This window comes from Enorma phocaeensis (genome assembly GCF_016901575.1).
Lineage (GTDB): Bacteria > Actinomycetota > Coriobacteriia > Coriobacteriales > Coriobacteriaceae > Limicola > Limicola phocaeensis_A.
Genome location: NZ_JACJKQ010000011.1, coordinates 15,117 through 30,516, shown reverse-complemented (window position 1 = coordinate 30,516; position 15,400 = coordinate 15,117). Strand labels below are relative to the sequence as shown.

Sequence of the window (15,400 nt, the reverse complement as noted above, 5' to 3'; positions counted from 1 at the left end):
CCCGCGACTCCTGAAGGCAGCACGACATGGCCGCGGCGGCGCGGCGGAAAGGCTCTCATGGCAGCAATCATCGAGATGGACGGCGTCTCGTTTTCCTACGACGCCGACGCGCGTCGCGCGCTCTCGGACGTCTCCCTCCGCGTTGAAGAGGGAGACTTTTTGGGCATCATCGGTCCTTCGGGCGCAGGCAAGTCGACGCTCGCCGCATGCCTCTCGGGCGCGATCCCCCACCATTTCACCGGCGAGCTCTACGGCGCCACGCGCGTCGCGGGGCACGATACCTGCGAGATCACCCTCACCGACATCTCGCGCACCGTGGGATCGGTCGCCCAGGACATCGACGCGCAGATGGTCGCCTCGGTAGTCGAGGACGAGCTGCTCTTCGGACTTGAGAACTTCGGGGTGCCCCACGACCAGATCGAGGGGCGCATCGCGCGCACGCTCGAGACGGCGGGCATCTCCGAGCTTCGCCACCGCGAGATCGCCACGCTCTCGGGAGGGCAGAAGCAGAAGGTCGCCATCGCCGCCATCCTGGCGCTCGAGCCGCGCGTGCTCGTGCTCGACGAGCCCACCGCCGCGCTCGACCCGGTGAGCTCGCAGGTGGTCTTCGACACCCTCGCCGACATCAACCGCCGCCTCGGCATCACCGTCATCGTCATCGAGCAGAAGGTCGCGCTGCTCTCGAGCCACTGCAACCGCATCGTGGTCATGGATCGGGGAGGCATCGCGCTCGAGGGCTCGCCGCACGAGGTGTTTCGCCGCGCGGAGCTCTTGAGGGAGCTCGGCGTTGACAGCCCCCGCACCGCACGCATTTCCAACAGCCTCGCCGCCGCGGGGCTGTGCGCTGCCGACGACCCCTGCCTCAATGTCGAGGAGGCGCACGACCTGATCGCGCAGATCATCCGCCGCGCCGACGCGACGGGCCCGGGCGCCGCAGGTGCCGACGCCGCCCCTGCCGCAGCGGACGCCTGCGCCGCCGGCCAGACGTCCGCGACCCCGCATGCGGCGACGCCTTCCCCGCATGCCCCCCGGCGCCCGCATGCCGAGGGAGCCGCGCCCGTGCTGACCTTCGAGCACGTTGGCTTCACCTATCCCGGCGGGGGCGCGAGCGTCGAGGACCTCTCGCTCGAGGTCTATCCCGGCGAGCTCGTGGGCGTCGTCGGCCAGAACGGCGCGGGCAAGACCACCCTCACCAAGCTGCTGAACGGCCTGCTGCGACCCAGCAGGGGCAGGGTGCGCGTCGCCGGGCTCGACACGGGCGAGAACCCCGTCTCGGCGATCGCGGCGCACGTGTCCACGCTGTTCCAGAATCCCGACCGGCAGATCTGCAAGAACACCGTCATCGAAGAGGTCGCCTTCGGGCTGGAGCTGCAGGGCGTCGACTCGCGCGAGGCGCAGCGGCGGGCGGAGACGGTCATCGACCGCTTCGGGCTGCCCCGCGACGAGGCCCCCTTCTCGCTCTCGCGCGGACAGCGCCAGATGGTGGCGCTCGCCGGCGTCGTGGTCATGAACCCCGACGTCGTCGTACTCGACGAGCCTACGAGCGGCCTGGACTACCGGGAATGCATGACCGTGATGGAGACCGTGCGCGACATGGCGGACAAGGGCTGCGCCGTCATCATGGTTTGCCACGACATGGAGGTCGTGAGCGACTTCGCCGAGCGCATCGTGGTCATGGCGGACGGGCGCATCCTGGGGCGCGGCCCCGCCTCGGAGCTCTTCGCCGACTCCGAGCTCATGGCGCGCGCCAGCGTCACGCCCCCGCAGGTCATCGACCTCGCCGGGCGCCTCGCTCGCGACGTCTCGCCAACGTTTGCCCACATCTCCGAGGTCAGCGACATCGTCCGCCGCGTAAAGGAGCTTGCAGACCATGCTTAACGTGATCGACTACGTACCTGGCGACACCCTTCTGCACCGCCTGAACCCCGTCGCCAAGCTGGCGCTCGCCGCATCCATCATCGCCGCGACCTTCTTGTCGGACGGCTACCCCGCCCTCGTGGGACTGCTCGCGATCACCCTGCTGCTCGCTGCCTACGCGGGCGTGCTCGGAAGGCTCGCCCGCCTGCTCAAGCTGCTCGTGCCCGTGGCGCTCATCATGCTTCTTTTGCAGCTCGCCTTTGTGCGCAGCGGCACGCCCGTGGTCGCCTTCGCCACCGACGAGGGGCTCATCACCGGCGGCAAGGCCTGCCTGCGCCTGCTGGGCGTTGCGCTCCCGCTCGTGCTCATGCTCATGGTGACCAAGCTCACCGACCTCGCAAACGCCTGCGTGGAAAAGCTGCACGTTCCCTACAAGTACGCGTTCACCTTCACCACGGCGCTGCGATTCGTGCCGGTGTTCTCGCAGGAGATGAACGCCATCATGGAGGCCCAGACGGCGCGCGGGGTCGAATACGATACCAAAAACCCCATCAAGAAGCTCCAGCTCATGCTGCCGCTGTGCGTGCCGCTGCTCATCTCATCGGTCAGCAAGACCGACGCGAGCGCCCTCGCAGCCGAGCAGCGCGGCTTCTATCTGCGCACGCGGGCAAGCTCCTACAAGCGCTACCCCGTCCGCGGGATCGACATCGCTGCCTTTGCGGCGTGCATCGCGCTCATCGTCGCAGGCATCCTGCTGTAGAGAGGCGCTTCGCAGCGTCAATCTCGCACGTTATAGCGCTAATCACGCAAATAGAGGCATTCTGTGCAAAAAGTCGATTTGTCGGTCAAGGAGCTCGATTATGCATGGCCGACAATCGGCTTTTTTGCACCTTCAGCCAGTGACGTGTGCAAATAGTCGATTTGTCGGTCGCGATAATGCGCCCACCATGACCGACAAATCGATTTTTTGCACAGTTTGAGCCCCTCCTGAGACTTTTTTCTTTTTGCCATGAATAATCGATGCATACATGTTCGGTAGATGACATCAAGCCATGCATAGAGCAACAAACACTGCCTCAGAGGGGCGACCTCGTCGAGACGGGCGCGGCCGCCGTGCCGAGCCGTGCCGCGTCGCAAAACATGGCGCGATGCCGCTCCCTGGGCAAGGCATCTGTCGGGCTCCTTGCATCGCCCGGCAGATGCGGCACAATGGAACGCGAGCCCGCGGCGCTGGCCCTGGCTCCACCTGAACAGACCCTAGAGAAGGCGCGACCATGATCGACACCACGCAGCTGCCCTCCTTCCTCGTCCAAGAGGTCGAAGCGGCCTACAACCAAACGGATGCGGAGCAGGTCTTCGCAGGATGCACCGCTGCCTGCGAGCGACCCGTCACCTTGCGCGCCAACGCCCTCAAGGCATCGGCGGACGAGGTCGCGCGGGCCCTCGAAGCCGCAGGCATCGGCTTTGGACGCGTGCCGTGGTATCCAGACGCCTTTGTTCTGGACGCCGGCACGAGGGAACGCGCCCTGTGGGAGCTCGATCTTTACCGCGAGGGCAAGATCTACCTGCAGAGCCTCTCCTCCATGCTGCCGCCGCTTGTCCTCGAGGCGGCCGCCGGAGAGGATGTGCTCGACATGTGCGCGGCGCCCGGCGGCAAGACAAGCCAGATCGCGGCGCTCACGGGCGGCAACGCTCACCTCACCGCCTGCGAGATGAACGGCCCGCGCGCCGAAAAGCTCGCCTACAACCTCGACAAGCTCGGTGCGCGCAACATCAACGTCATGCGCACCGATGCCCGCAAGCTCGACACGTTCTTCTCGTTTGACCGGATCCTGCTGGACGCCCCCTGCACCGGGACGGGCACCGTGCGCGCCGGCGACGAGCGTGCCCAGAAACGCATCACCCCGAACCTCCTTTCCAAGGTCACCAAGTCGCAGCGCGCGCTGCTCGACCGGGCGCTGACCGTGCTCAAGCCCGGCGGCGTCCTTGTGTACTCCACCTGCTCGATACTTCCCGCAGAGAATGAGGACCAGGTCCGCGCAGCCCTCAAGCGCCATCGCGACTGCGAGGTGGCGCCGCTCGAGCCCGCCATGTTCTCAGGCGCGCTCCCTCTGGTTCCCAACGGGCTCGAGGGCACCCTCACCGTGCGCCCCACCAAGGAATTCGAGGGGTTCTACCTCGCCAAAATCAAGAAGGCGTCACGCGTCCGCAAAAAGTAGGGCCGCACCCTTGTAAAACGCTTGCGGGCGTTCCATAATCATCGGCTTGCGCGACAGCCGATACGGGTACAACAGGACAGTTTCGCGTCCGCGCGGCGCATGCCCCATCCGCCCCCGATGATTGAGAGGTCTCCATGAACCTTGAAGATATGCCTGCAGCCACGCCGTCCGACAACACGGACGTCGATATGCCGAGCCCCTCTCCTGAACCTCCCCTGCGCGTGCCGGCGGAGCTTTCCGAAGACATCGTCGCCGCCGTGGACTTCTCCGAGATCGAGCTCTCGCCCGAGCTCACCGAGGCGCCGCATGTGGTCACGCCCGTCGGCGTGCTGCCGCTCGAGCCCTCGCCGATCGAGGGGAACCTGCGCAAGGCGGCCCTGCGCGTGCCCGACGAGATCGAGGAGGCCAGCGGGTTCTCGCTGTTTGGACGGCGCATCAAATCGATGCTGTACTCCACCGACGTCGCGGTCATCCGCAACGCCAACGCCGACGCCGTGTTTGCGGTCTACCCCTTTACCGCCCAGCCGGCCATCACGCAGGCGCTGCTCACCGCTGCCGAGTGCCCCGTCTTTGTGGGCGTGGGCGGCGGGACCACGCAGGGCAAGCGCTCCGTGCAGCTTGCCGCCGTGTCCGAGATGCAGGGCGCCGCGGGCGTCATCGTAAACTCCCCCGCGTCGGCCGAGATGGTGTCGCAGATCGTCAGCATCGTGGACATCCCCGTGATCGCGACCGTGGTGCGCGCAGACGACGCCGAGGCCAAGGTGAGCGCCGGCGCCAAGATCATCAACGTGGCGGCAAGCCGCGACACTCCGACGGTTCTGCGCCAGCTGCGCGAGCGCTTCCCCACCCTGCCCCTGATCGCCACGGGCGGCAAGTCGGCCGAGAGCGTCATGGAGACCATCCGCGCCGGAGCGAACGCCATCATCTGGACGCCTCCGTCGGCGCAGATGCTCCAGGCGGACATGATGCAACGCTACCGCAAGCTTGAAGGCGAGGGCGAACATCCCGTGCCCTCCATCGACCCGATCTCCGCAGGCGAGGTCAACCCCTTGGAGGCGCGCTCGGACATCCCCTTCCCCGACGACGCCATCGACAACATCGCCGCCGAACCGGAGCAGAAGACGGGCTTCCCCCACTTCTTTTTCCGGAATCGCAAGCGCTAGGCGCCGTGTGCCGCGGCCAGGCTCCCGTCGCCTCCGGCAGCTCCGGATGAGGTGGGCCGACTGCGCCTCTTGACGACGTTCAGCTCATAGCAAAAAGGACGCGCCCCGCACAGACGCGTCCTTTTTTGTTTGCATGAGATGTAGAGGCAGGCCTAGCGCATGTGGCTGCCGCCGCCGCGGCGCCCGTCGCCGCTGCGGCCAAAACGCGACTTCACGGCTGCGATCAAGGCGTAGATAAGGGCTGCCGCCAAAATCACGCCGATAAACAACGCTATCGGCTCGACGATATCCATAATGCCCATTGCCTTGTCACCATTCCTCTATGGTCGTCCTCGGCGCCTACCCGTCGACAGCTTACCAGATTCCCCACCTGCTCGGTCGGGACACATCAAAAGAGGGCAGCTCAGACAGACGCCGCGGCTTGCGAAGCAAGCGCGGCGGGCGGCGAAGACGGAGGGCAGGCCAGCCGGTGTACAGCGCGCCGAGCCCTCGCCCCCAGCCGTCCGGGCACGTGCGCCGAACCCTCGCCTCCCCAGCCGTCCGGCGCGCGGCGCGCCGAGCCCTCGAGCCGGCTAGTCGACGCGCTTGTCGCCCATAAAGAACAGCGCCACGGTGCCCGGGCCGGTGTGCGAGCCGATGACCGTGCCGATGCTGAAGATCTGGATGTTGTCCTTCAGCGCGGGGACCTGCTCGCCGATTAGGCGCGCGACCTCCTGCGCGTCCTCGAGGCACGCAGACTGCGACATGTAGCACTTGCCGGTGTAGTTCGCGCCGTCCTGGATATGCTCGATGCATTTTTGAGCGAGCTGGACGATGGCCTTCTTCTTGGTGCGGATCTTCTCGCGCGGGATGAGTTTGCCCTGGTAGTCGACGTTCATGACCGGGCAGATCTTGAGCGCCGTGGCGATGAGGGCGCTCGTGGCCGAGACGCGGCCGCCGCGCTTCAGGCAGTCCAGGTCGGAGACGAAGAACCAGTGGTTCACGTCGAGCTTGTGCTCCTCCGCCCATGCGGAAAGCTCCTCGAGGGACATGCCCTCGTCACGATGGTCCGCCATATAGTCGACCAGCAAGCCGTAGCCCGAGGACGCGGCGAGGGAGTCGATCACGCGAATGGTGCGCTCGGGATAGCGCTCGGACAGGCTTTCGGCGGCCAGGCACGCCGAGTTGTACGTGCCCGAGATGCCTGAAGAGAGCGTGACGTGCAGCACGTCCTTGCCCTCCTTGAGGAAGGGCTCCCAAAACTCGACGTAGTCGCCGGTGCTCACCTGCGAGGTCTTCGCCTGCGCACCATTTTTCAGGCGGGTGAAGAAGGCGTCGGGAGTGGTCGACTGGTACAGGTCGTCCTTATAGGTGGTGCCGTCGATCTCGTAATGAAAGCAGACGTAGGGGATGTTCCGCTGCTCGAAGTGCTCGTGGGTCATATCGGCAGTGGACTCGCAGCAAAGCATGTAATCAGCCATGGGCTCTCCTTTACTGGTTATACGAAAGGAGGCCCGCTTGACGCTGCCCCCCTTGCAGCATACGCACGTCATTATCTCACGTATGAGCCACGCCTGCCCCAAGGTCCGCCCATACTCTACAAAAAGTCAGTCAATGTTGACATTGCGCGCAGGCAGGCCCAGAGCGTTCATCCCCTGTGGATTTGCCCGACCGCCGCCCCCGACCGGGGCCAGGTCCCCCAAAAGCGCTACACTTGCCCCTCGGACACAGCGATCGCACATGACAAGGGGGCGTCCCGTGAAGCAGCTTCTCGCACAGATCATGAAATTCGGCGTGGTGGGCGCCATCGCATTCGTCATCGACTTCGGCGTGATGGTGTTCCTGACCGAGGCCTTTGGGCTCGACCCGGTGATCTCGGCAACCATCTCGTTCACGGTATCGGTGATCTTCAACTACCTCGCGAGCATGCGCTACGTGTTCCGGCACCGCGAGGGCATGAGCCGCCGCCGCGAGTTCGTCATCTTCATCGTGCTCTCGGTTTTGGGCCTCATCATCAACGACGCCCTCATGTGGGTGGGCACCGATGCGCTCACGCTCGACTACCGCCTGGTGAAGATCTTCGCCACCGCCGTCGTGATGGTGTGGAACTTCGTGACGCGCAAGATCTTTCTCGAGGAGCACGAAGACAGGGGTGGTAGCAGGGCCGGGGGGACGGGCCGCTAGCCCGCTCGTCGCATGCCGGGGCGTCCTGCCGGGGCGCTCGCTTGCCGGGGCGTCCCGCCGGGCCACCTCGGATGTCTGCCGGGCCGCCTGTCGAGGCGCTCCGACCGTCCTTGGCGCACCGTCCTTGGCGCAGCCCGTCAGGACTCCTCGGTCGCCTCGGCCGCACGCGGAGCGTCGGGCGTGACCCGACGCGAGGGGGCGCGCCCGACGCGGCGCTCCACGATGTAGCGCGGGCGCTTCTTGACCTCGAGATAGATGCGTCCCACGTATTCGCCGATCAAGCCCAGCGCAAACAGCTGCAGCCCGCCGATGAGACAGATGATGCACACCAGGCTCGCCCAGCCGGGAACCGCATGGCCCGAAATCGACACGACGACCGCCCAGATGACGCCCACGAAACTCAGCAGCGACAGCGCCGCTCCCCCCATGGCGATAAGGTGGATGGGCTTGACCGTGAGGCTCGTGATGCCGTCGAGGGCGAGCGCCGCCATGGCCGGCCACGAGTAATGGCTCTCGCCCGCCATGCGCCGGCGCCGCTCGTAGGACACCGTCGCCGAAGGGAATCCCAGAAGCGGGATGAGGCCGCGCAGGTACAGGTTGGCCTCTCCAAAGCCGGAGAGCTCGTCGAGCACGCGACGAGAGAGCAGGCGGTAGTCGGCATGGTTGTAGACGGTCTTCGCCCCCATGGCGGCCATGAACCGATAGAACCCCTGGGCCGTGACGCGCTTCAAGACGCCGTCGGCCTGCCGGCTCGACCGCACCCCATAGACCACCTGGGCGCCCCGGGAGAACGCCTCGACCATCGCCCCCATCGCGCGCTCGTCGTCCTGTCCGTCGGCATCGATGCTGATGCAGGCGTCGCAAAAGGCGCGCGCCTCCATGAGGCCGGCCATGAGCGCGTTTTGGAATCCGCTGTTGCGGGAGAGCGACACGCCCATGATGCGCCCGTCGCGAGCGGCCGCGTCGGCGATCAGGCGCCAGGTGCCGTCCGTGCTCCCGTCGTCCACGAGCAGCAGCCGGCTGCACGCGTCGATGGAGCCCTCGTTGCGAAGAAGCTCCAGCTCGTCCAGCAGCAGGGAAAGCGTGCGCGGGAGCACCGGCGCCTCGTTGTAGCACGGCACCACTATGGCAAGGACGGGCGCGCTCGGCGATGCGGAACCGCGCTGCGGCCGCTCGCCGTCTTGGCTGGTGACGTCCTCCATACCCGCTCCTTATCGTCGGTCGACCGGATGCCCGGACGCCATTGTGACCGCAATTTGCAAATCTAGTATAGAACGTCTGCGACGGCTTACATATTCTTGATGATTACCGTATAGTTCTGCTACCTCACAGGGTGGGTCTCTTATGCAGCGCGACCGTCCCGCATGCCCCACGCATGCCCGACGCGCTCCGCGGCCTCCGCCCGGGTGGGTGTCTGACAATCCTCGTTGGAAGTGGTTCTGTGCGATCTGTTCTCAAGCGCCCCGTGACGCAACAGTTCATCAAGTTCGCCGCGGTGGGCATCCTCTCCTTTTTGGTGGATTGGATCATGCTCGTCGTGATGGTTGAGCTCTTCCATATCGATTTCTTGGTGAGCACCACGGTGTCGTTCCTCACCTCCGTCGCCCTGAACTACGCGCTGAGCATGCGCTTCGTGTTCGAGCATCGCGACGACATGAGCCGCAAGCGCGAGTTCACGATCTTCGCCATCCTCTCCTGCATCGGGCTGGGCCTCAACGACCTGTACATGTTTGTAGGCGTGACCATGCTCAACGTGGGCTACCAGGCCATGAAGGTCATCGCCACCTTCTGCGTGACCTGGTACAACTTCTTCACGCGCAAGAAGTTCCTCGCCGGTTAGCAGCGCGCCCGATTGCTACGTCACCGTCTGAGCCGGCCCGCGGGCCGGCTTTTTCTTTTCATCGGCAACTTTTTTGTTTTCATTGGCAAGAAGATGCGATTGGGGGCCGGTTGATTGGCCTGGCAGTCCTGCTCCGGCGTCGGCTGATTGGCACGGCGCATGGGACTCGGCTGATTGGGCTCGGCCGATGAGGCTTGGCCGACTTCCCCCGGCACTGAACGGCTGGCCCCGGCGCCGCGTAATCGAGTGCCGCGCCGAGAACCGCCCTTCAGCGCCCCCCACAGCCCCGGCGCCCCCTCCCACAATCCTGGCGCCGCGTAATCGCCGGCCGTGCGCCCTCCCAGCTGTTGGGCTGCCCATCGACTGCCTCTCAGCAATATAAACATGCAAGAATTTACGTTTCTGGCGCTAAAACGTAAATTCTTGCATGTTTAGAACGAATCGCATGAACGCGGCGCACGCCGGCCCACGAAATGCGCGAGCCTGATAAGGGAGCCCGATACGCTAACTCGATAGGTGGTCCTGATGAGCGAACTCGATAGGCGGGCATGATGTGCGAACCCGATACGCGAACTCGATAGGCGGGCATGATGTGCGAACCCGATAAGTAAGCCCGATAGATGGGCCTGATAGACGAACCAGATAGACGAACGGCGGGCAGGATCGCATGTGTCCTGCCCGCCGCCTCCCTTCCGCGTCAAGAGGACGCGGAAGGTCGCTGTTATGCCTGATGCCTACACCACGTAGTACCACGACACGGAGTCGCCGTCGCGCAGCACATAGGAGCTTGCGCTCGTGTTGGGCGAGGCTCCGTTGACCGAGTACATCCAGCCGCTGTTGCTGCCGTGGTCGAACTGGGCGAGCCCGCCGATCGCGGTCACATAGATGCCGTAGGCAGAGCTCTGGGCGTTGACCGAGAGGTTGAGCGCGCAGAGCGCGTCATAGGCCGTGGCGCCCTCCTCAAACGTGAACGATCCGCTCGCCGACACGGGGCCGCCCACCTCGGACGAGCTGACCGAGACGCTGATGGTGACGGTCGCCGGCTGCTGCTCGCCGGCATCGGACGACGCACCGCCCGAGGCGTCGGCGTCCTGAGACGCATCGGCAGACGAGGAGCCGCTGCCGCCGGCATCCGATGCGCCGCCTGCTGCGGCGCCCTGCGAACCCGCGCTCGCCGCGCCGTCGTCGGCACCCGTCGCAGACGAAGCCGCGGCGTCGGCCTCCCCCGAGGTGGCCGAGCCGTCATCGGCGGCAGCGTCGTCCGCCGGGCCGTCGTCCGCATCGTCCTCGGACGCCGTGGGGGCGACAGAGCCCTGCGCGGAGACGTCGGCGGCCTCCTCAGTCGTCTGGAACAGCCATGCAAGCGACCACGAGCCGTCCTGCGCGGGATAGACGAATCCCAAAGAAACCAGGGCGAGCGCCAGGCACAGCACCGCCCCGACAGCGGCCCCCGCCACCTTTGCCCGCGAGGGGGCATGTCCCGGCAAAGGCGCGCCCGCACCCGGCGCGGAGGAGCCCTCAGGGGCCTCGGTGCCCTTGGATGCGGAAGGGGCCTCCCGCGCGTCGGCCCTTCCGTCAAGCGAGATGAAGGCGTCGGCACCCGGGCGGCTCTGCTCGCGCGCGTCCCGAGGCGTCGTTACGTTCTTGCCCATTACGCCTCACCTCCCCTGCGGCGCAGCCAGAGCGCGACCGCGGCGAGCACGCCCACGCCGGCGACGCCGGCGACCACGCCGCCCACGGCCACGGGGTTCGCCCCGCGCTCTACGACGGCCTCGGCGACGTCTGCGCCCGTCGTGGCAAGCGAGGCGACGGCCTCCGCGCCCGCAGGCTCGTCCCGCTCCGCCTTGTCGTCCTGCGCGGCGTCCTCAGCGCGCCCGGACGTCCCGGCGCCGTCGCGCGTCGAGGCGAGCGCCGTGGAGAGCGGGGCGTGCGACGCCTGGATCTGCGTGCCGGCCGGACGCGACGAGGCAGGCCCGCTCGGCACCGCGGGGTTCTCGGGGCCGCCGGCGTCGTCGCCCGGTGTCTCCCCCGCCCCGGGCTCATCGCCGGGCGCCTCTTGGGCCGCGCGCAGGGCAAACAGGTTGCCCGAATCGTTGATGTAGTACAGCGTGCCGTCGGGACCGGCGAACGCCGAGGTCATGGAGTAGTTCTGGTCGGCGGACGCAGGCAGGTACAGCATGGAGGCGGCAGCGTCGCCCAAGCGATAGCAATACAGGCCGCCCGGCAGGTTGTTGCAGGTGAAGTACGCGTAGGTGCCCGACCCCTGAATCGAGATGAGCGGCACGCTCTTCACGTCGCCGGGAAGCGCCTGCACCGATCCGTCGGATGCGGCGTAGCCCGTCACCGACTGCGACACCGTCATGGTCTCCAAATCGATCACGGCGAGCACGCCGGCGTAGGAAGCCGACGAGCCGCCCACATAGGCCTTGCCAGCGGCGATCGTGGGCGTCGAGGTGCTCGACGCGGCAAACGAAACCGACGCGACCTCGCGCACCGCGCCGGACTCGTCCACGGCGAGTTTGTGCAGCACGCCCTCCTTGGTCACCGCGTACACATAGCCGCCGTCTGCCACAAGGGTCGAGCGCACGCCCGAAGAAAGCATGGCGGACGAGACCTCGCCCGACAGGTCGGAGGCATACACGTGCACCATGCCGGCGTCGTCGCCCACCAGGTAGTACCCGTCCATCCAGATGCCGCCCGCCCAGTAATAGCCAGAAGCGGCGTTCTCGGCCGTGCCGGAGAGGGCGCCGGTGAGCAGGTTCACGCGGCGAACCGTGCCCGACGTCGCGGTGTAGTCCGTGCCCAGCGCATCGGCGGTCGCCACATAGACGTAGCCGTCGGCGACGGTGAGGCTCGAGATGGACTGGGCGCCCGCGATGCCGTCGAGCACCCAGAGCGTCTCGAGCGTCGCCGCCGAGACCGCCTGCAGGCGTCCCCCCGCAAGGGGCACCACGATGATGCCGTCGGCATACACTGGGCGGCACACCGAGTCGAGCGAGGTCGAAAGGGTGACCTGACGCTCGATCGCGCCGGTGGAGGCATTGATGACCGAGATGCGCGCCGGGCTCTTCGTCGCGCTATAAGGAGGCTCCGTCTCATAGACGGCAGAAGACGCCACGACATAGATCTTGCCGTCGATGATGAGCGGGTCGGATGCGGCGAGCGAGGCATACTGCTCGCGCTCCTCATCGGTCAGCAGCGAGTCCTTCCAGGCCTCCTGGGCGCCCTCCGTCGGCGTTTCGGCGTCCTCGACGACCGCTCCGCCGCCGCCGTTGGCGAAGCCGTTCCAGTCGCTCGGAATGTCGGGGTGCTCCGCGTCGGGGTTCGTGTCGACCTCGCCCTCGGGAAGGGCCTCTCCGCTGCCGTCCACGTACACGAGCTCGATGCTGTCGCCCGCCTGCATCACATACTGGTCGGCGCCCACGCTCGCATAGTCGCCGTTGACCATGAAGCTCCAGTAGCTGTAGGGCTCAGCGGTGGTCGCCGCGAGCGTTCGGCCGTCGGGGCTGGTGATGGAGAAGGGGCAGTACCACCCCTCGACGACATAGGTGTAGCCGGCCTCGTCAAGAGCGGACGAGAACACCTCCCACGCCGTGACCTCGCCCGTCGCGGGCACCTCGACCTCCGCGAGGGGAAGCCAGGTCTCGGTGTGGAAGCTGCCGTCCTCTGCATGCTCGGTGACGCCCGTCACCTTTACCGAGACCGTGATCGTGTCCTCAGCGGCCTGGGACGCCGCGCCCTCGGCGGCGTCCGCCTGGTCGCCTGCGTCCGCAGAAGGCGCCGGCGCGCCCGTGCCGTCCGCGTCCGCCTGCTCGGCGGCGCCGGTCGCGGCGGAGTCGGAGGCGTCCGCGGCATCCGTCGAGTCCGCGGAGGCGTCGCTGCGAGACTCGTCGGCCCCTTCATGGGCGCACTCGGCGCCAGGCGCCGCCTCTGAGCCGGAAGCGTCGGCCCCCGCCGCGTCCTCGAGGCCCGCCTGCTGCGTCGATGCGGCCGCCGGGGACTCCCCCGCCCCGGCGTCCTGCGCCCATGCCGCCGTGGGGGCCTGCCCCGCCACGAGCGCCGCCGAGATGAGCACCGCGGCCGCGCGGCGGCGCCATACGTAGGCGCGGGCAGCGGGATGCCGCCTCGCATCGACCTCGCGCATAATCGTATCTGTCGGGGAATGCAACGTAGGATCGGTGTCGATCCGAGCCATGCCGGCTCCTTTCTATCCAGGGCCGTCCCGCCGGTCGCGAGACATGGGATGAGAGGCGATCCGGCTTATCGCTTCGATGCCGGCCCACGCCGTCCGATCTGCGGCGCCTTCTGGTCGACATCACGAATCACGGTTACTGGTATAGCTGGGGCGTCGCACCCCATTCCCCTTGGCGCCGTCGGCGCCAGTGCGTCTCCGCACCATCATCCAGGCCATCATGCATATGCGACCCATGCTAGCACACGAGCCAGCTCTATAGGGCAGCGCGCCGGACGCCCCTAGGCGCCGCCCCCGCCCGCGGCGCGCCCTTGCCGCCGTCAGGGTTCGGCTGGGCCGCGGGTTGGATGAAACGAACCCGTCCCCATCCAACCCAACCATGGATGGAACGGACCCGTCCCCATCCAGCTAGGAAGCTTGCCCATCCAGCTAGGAGAGGAGCCCGCACACCCCGAAAACGCCCGAATATCCTTGAATATCCTTAACCTTAAAGGTGAGCTTGAACCCCCATAATATCTTAACAACTCATAAAAGCAGCAGGTAGATACCAGTGATAAACCTTCAACTTGAGCCTTAAGGATTGCCTAGGGGGTCAGTTTAATTTTTGTGCAGGCTATAATCGCTTCAGCGTTTCAGGCAAGCAGAATGTCGAGGACATAGATGCGAGATTCAAAACGTTCCATCATCTCCGTGGTTGCGTCCAAGCCCGCCCGCGCACTCACCTGTGCTGCGCTCGCGGTCGCCTTCGCCGCCACCCCCGTGCTCTCCCCCGTTTCGGCATATGCCGTCTCGGCCGAGACCCAAAGCGAGCTCTCGTCTGCCACCGAGCAGGTCGAGGCGAGCGCGAAGGCCTACGACGAGGCCGTCGCCAAGCTCGAAGAGCTCCAGGCAAAGATCGATGAGAACACCGCCAACATCGCCGAGATCGAGGCCCAGCTCCCCGGGGCCCAGGAGCGCGCCAGCGAGGCCCTCAAGGAGCTGTACAAGTTCCAGAAGGGCTCCAACCCCCTCGCGGGCCTGGTGCTCAACGCCGAGAGCCTGAGCGACTTCATCACCACCTGCGTCTACATGAACCAGATCCAGTCCTCGAGCAACGAGGCGATCGAGAACCTCAACGCCATGCAGCAGGAGCTGGAGCAGCAGAAGGTCGAGCTCGACCAGGCCAAGACCCAGCTCGAGCAGGAGAAGCAGACGGCCGCAGACGCCCTCGCCACCGCGCAGCAGCTCCGCGCCGACGCCCAGGCCAAGGCCGAGGCGGAGGCCGCCGCCGAGCTTGCCGCCATGGCAGACGACACCACCCCGGGCACCGGTGAGGGCGAGAGCGGCGGCAACCCCAACAGCTCCGCAGGCACCTCCGGCGAGTCCATCAACGTGCCCGTCGAGTCGGGCGGCGTGAACTGGAACGTCTCCCGCGAGGAGTTCGTCGCCGAGTGGGGCCCGCGCATCGACGCCTATCTCGAGGGTTCGCCCCTCGCCGGCTACGGCAACACCTTCGCCTCCGCCGCATGGCAATACGGCGTCGACCCCCGTTGGTCCCCCGCCATCTCGTGCATCGAGAGCACCAAGGGCGTGCATTGCGCCAACAGCTACAACGCTTGGGGCATGAGCGCTTCCGGTGGCGGCTGGCGTTCCTTCGGCAGCTGGGAAGAGGCCATCGACGAGCACGTCTCCTACCTCAAGCGCGTCTACGGCTCCACGCTTACCCCCGCAGCGGCCAAGAAGTACTGCCCGCCCACCTGGCAGGACTGGTACAACAAGGTCGCCGGCCAGATGAACCTCATCTAGGCCCTACCTTCGACGCACTTCGCACCGGGCGCATCCACACCACACACCGCACCACGCGCCCGGAAACGCACGACAGCTGGCCCCTCAAGGGGCCTTTTTCATGCCGGTCTCCACAGCGCGGACGCACCTCGCGACGGCCTTCGCGGCGCCTGCACGCCGCACCCGGGTGCAACCTGGACGC

At 66.6% G+C, this 15,400-nt stretch carries 12 protein-coding genes; 7 read left to right on the top strand and 5 right to left on the bottom strand.

Going from position 1 to position 15,400, the window contains the following annotated elements; genetic code table 11:
- The first annotated feature begins 57 nt into the window (after nt 1-57).
- The 4 genes from H6A15_RS06905 (at nt 58) to H6A15_RS06890 (ending at nt 5,239) form a co-directional block, all read left to right on the top strand.
- Nucleotides 58-1,878 carry an ABC transporter ATP-binding protein gene (locus H6A15_RS06905; RefSeq protein WP_204673020.1) on the top strand — a complete coding sequence of 607 codons (1,821 nt, stop codon included), beginning with the start codon at nt 58-60 and terminating at the stop codon, nt 1,876-1,878.
- Nucleotides 1,871-2,617: an energy-coupling factor transporter transmembrane component T family protein gene (locus H6A15_RS06900; protein ID WP_204673019.1), complete on the top strand. Its 747-nt coding sequence runs from the start codon at nt 1,871-1,873 to the stop codon at nt 2,615-2,617. Before H6A15_RS06905 ends, H6A15_RS06900 begins: the two co-directional genes overlap by 8 nt.
- Before the next feature lie 514 nt (nt 2,618-3,131).
- Entirely contained in the window at nt 3,132-4,076 is a 945-nt protein-coding gene (locus tag H6A15_RS06895) for an RsmB/NOP family class I SAM-dependent RNA methyltransferase (protein WP_204673018.1), read from the top strand.
- A 134-nt stretch (nt 4,077-4,210) separates the two neighbouring features.
- Entirely contained in the window at nt 4,211-5,239 is a 1,029-nt protein-coding gene (locus H6A15_RS06890; RefSeq protein ID WP_204673017.1) for a hypothetical protein, read from the top strand.
- Between the two features lie 152 nt (nt 5,240-5,391).
- Here H6A15_RS06890 and H6A15_RS06885 read toward each other — a convergent pair whose 3' ends face one another.
- Together H6A15_RS06885 and H6A15_RS06880 are read right to left on the bottom strand one after the other, a co-directional pair.
- The gene (locus tag H6A15_RS06885) at nt 5,392-5,532 is read right to left on the bottom strand and encodes a hypothetical protein (protein ID WP_204673016.1); all 141 of its coding nucleotides are present in this window, start codon (nt 5,530-5,532) and stop codon (nt 5,392-5,394) included.
- A gap of 279 nt (nt 5,533-5,811) precedes the next feature.
- The gene (locus tag H6A15_RS06880; RefSeq protein WP_204673015.1) at nt 5,812-6,699 is read right to left on the bottom strand and encodes a DegV family protein; all 888 of its coding nucleotides are present in this window, start codon (nt 6,697-6,699) and stop codon (nt 5,812-5,814) included.
- Nucleotides 6,700-6,976: 277 nt separating this feature from the next.
- Between H6A15_RS06880 and H6A15_RS06875 the strand changes: the two genes are divergently transcribed.
- Nucleotides 6,977-7,402: a GtrA family protein gene (locus H6A15_RS06875; protein ID WP_204673014.1), complete on the top strand. Its 426-nt coding sequence runs from the start codon at nt 6,977-6,979 to the stop codon at nt 7,400-7,402.
- Nucleotides 7,403-7,539: 137 nt separating this feature from the next.
- On the opposite strand, the gene H6A15_RS06870 is transcribed toward H6A15_RS06875, so the two are convergent.
- Nucleotides 7,540-8,604, bottom strand: a complete 1,065-nt coding sequence (locus H6A15_RS06870) for a glycosyltransferase family 2 protein (protein WP_204673013.1) — start codon at nt 8,602-8,604, stop codon at nt 7,540-7,542.
- 263 nt (nt 8,605-8,867) lie between these two features.
- On the opposite strand from H6A15_RS06870, the gene H6A15_RS06865 reads away from it, so the two are divergent.
- Nucleotides 8,868-9,242 carry a GtrA family protein gene (locus H6A15_RS06865; protein WP_289544323.1) on the top strand — a complete coding sequence of 125 codons (375 nt, stop codon included), beginning with the start codon at nt 8,868-8,870 and terminating at the stop codon, nt 9,240-9,242.
- A 734-nt stretch (nt 9,243-9,976) separates the two neighbouring features.
- On the opposite strand, the gene H6A15_RS06860 is transcribed toward H6A15_RS06865, so the two are convergent.
- Complete coding sequence (locus tag H6A15_RS06860; RefSeq protein WP_204673011.1) at nt 9,977-10,894, bottom strand: DUF4430 domain-containing protein; 918 nt, start codon at nt 10,892-10,894, stop codon at nt 9,977-9,979.
- A complete protein-coding gene (locus tag H6A15_RS06855) occupies nt 10,894-13,437 on the bottom strand; it encodes a DUF4430 domain-containing protein (protein WP_204673010.1) in 2,544 nt (847 codons plus the stop codon). The genes H6A15_RS06860 and H6A15_RS06855 overlap by 1 nt, the downstream gene beginning before the upstream one ends.
- Before the next feature lie 657 nt (nt 13,438-14,094).
- On the opposite strand from H6A15_RS06855, the gene H6A15_RS06850 reads away from it, so the two are divergent.
- Nucleotides 14,095-15,219 (top strand): coiled-coil domain-containing protein, encoded by a 1,125-nt coding sequence (locus H6A15_RS06850; protein ID WP_239462434.1) that lies wholly within the window; start codon nt 14,095-14,097, stop codon nt 15,217-15,219.
- Nucleotides 15,220-15,400 lie beyond the last annotated feature (181 nt).

Bases quoted from the DNA above. Each gene is read 5' to 3' on its own strand.
- H6A15_RS06900 (WP_204673019.1), top strand. From the start codon at position 1,871: ATGCTTAACGTGATCGACTACGTACCTGGCGACACCCTTCTGCACCGC.
- H6A15_RS06860 (WP_204673011.1), bottom strand. From the start codon at position 10,894: ATGGGCAAGAACGTAACGACGCCTCGGGACGCGCGCGAGCAGAGCCGC.
- H6A15_RS06905 (WP_204673020.1), top strand. From the start codon at position 58: ATGGCAGCAATCATCGAGATGGACGGCGTCTCGTTTTCCTACGACGCC.
- H6A15_RS06850 (WP_239462434.1), top strand. From the start codon at position 14,095: ATGCGAGATTCAAAACGTTCCATCATCTCCGTGGTTGCGTCCAAGCCC.
- H6A15_RS06885 (WP_204673016.1), bottom strand. From the start codon at position 5,532: ATGGATATCGTCGAGCCGATAGCGTTGTTTATCGGCGTGATTTTGGCG.
- H6A15_RS06890 (WP_204673017.1), top strand. From the start codon at position 4,211: ATGAACCTTGAAGATATGCCTGCAGCCACGCCGTCCGACAACACGGAC.
- H6A15_RS06880 (WP_204673015.1), bottom strand. From the start codon at position 6,699: ATGGCTGATTACATGCTTTGCTGCGAGTCCACTGCCGATATGACCCAC.
- H6A15_RS06895 (WP_204673018.1), top strand. From the start codon at position 3,132: ATGATCGACACCACGCAGCTGCCCTCCTTCCTCGTCCAAGAGGTCGAA.
- H6A15_RS06870 (WP_204673013.1), bottom strand. From the start codon at position 8,604: ATGGAGGACGTCACCAGCCAAGACGGCGAGCGGCCGCAGCGCGGTTCC.
- H6A15_RS06855 (WP_204673010.1), bottom strand. From the start codon at position 13,437: ATGGCTCGGATCGACACCGATCCTACGTTGCATTCCCCGACAGATACG.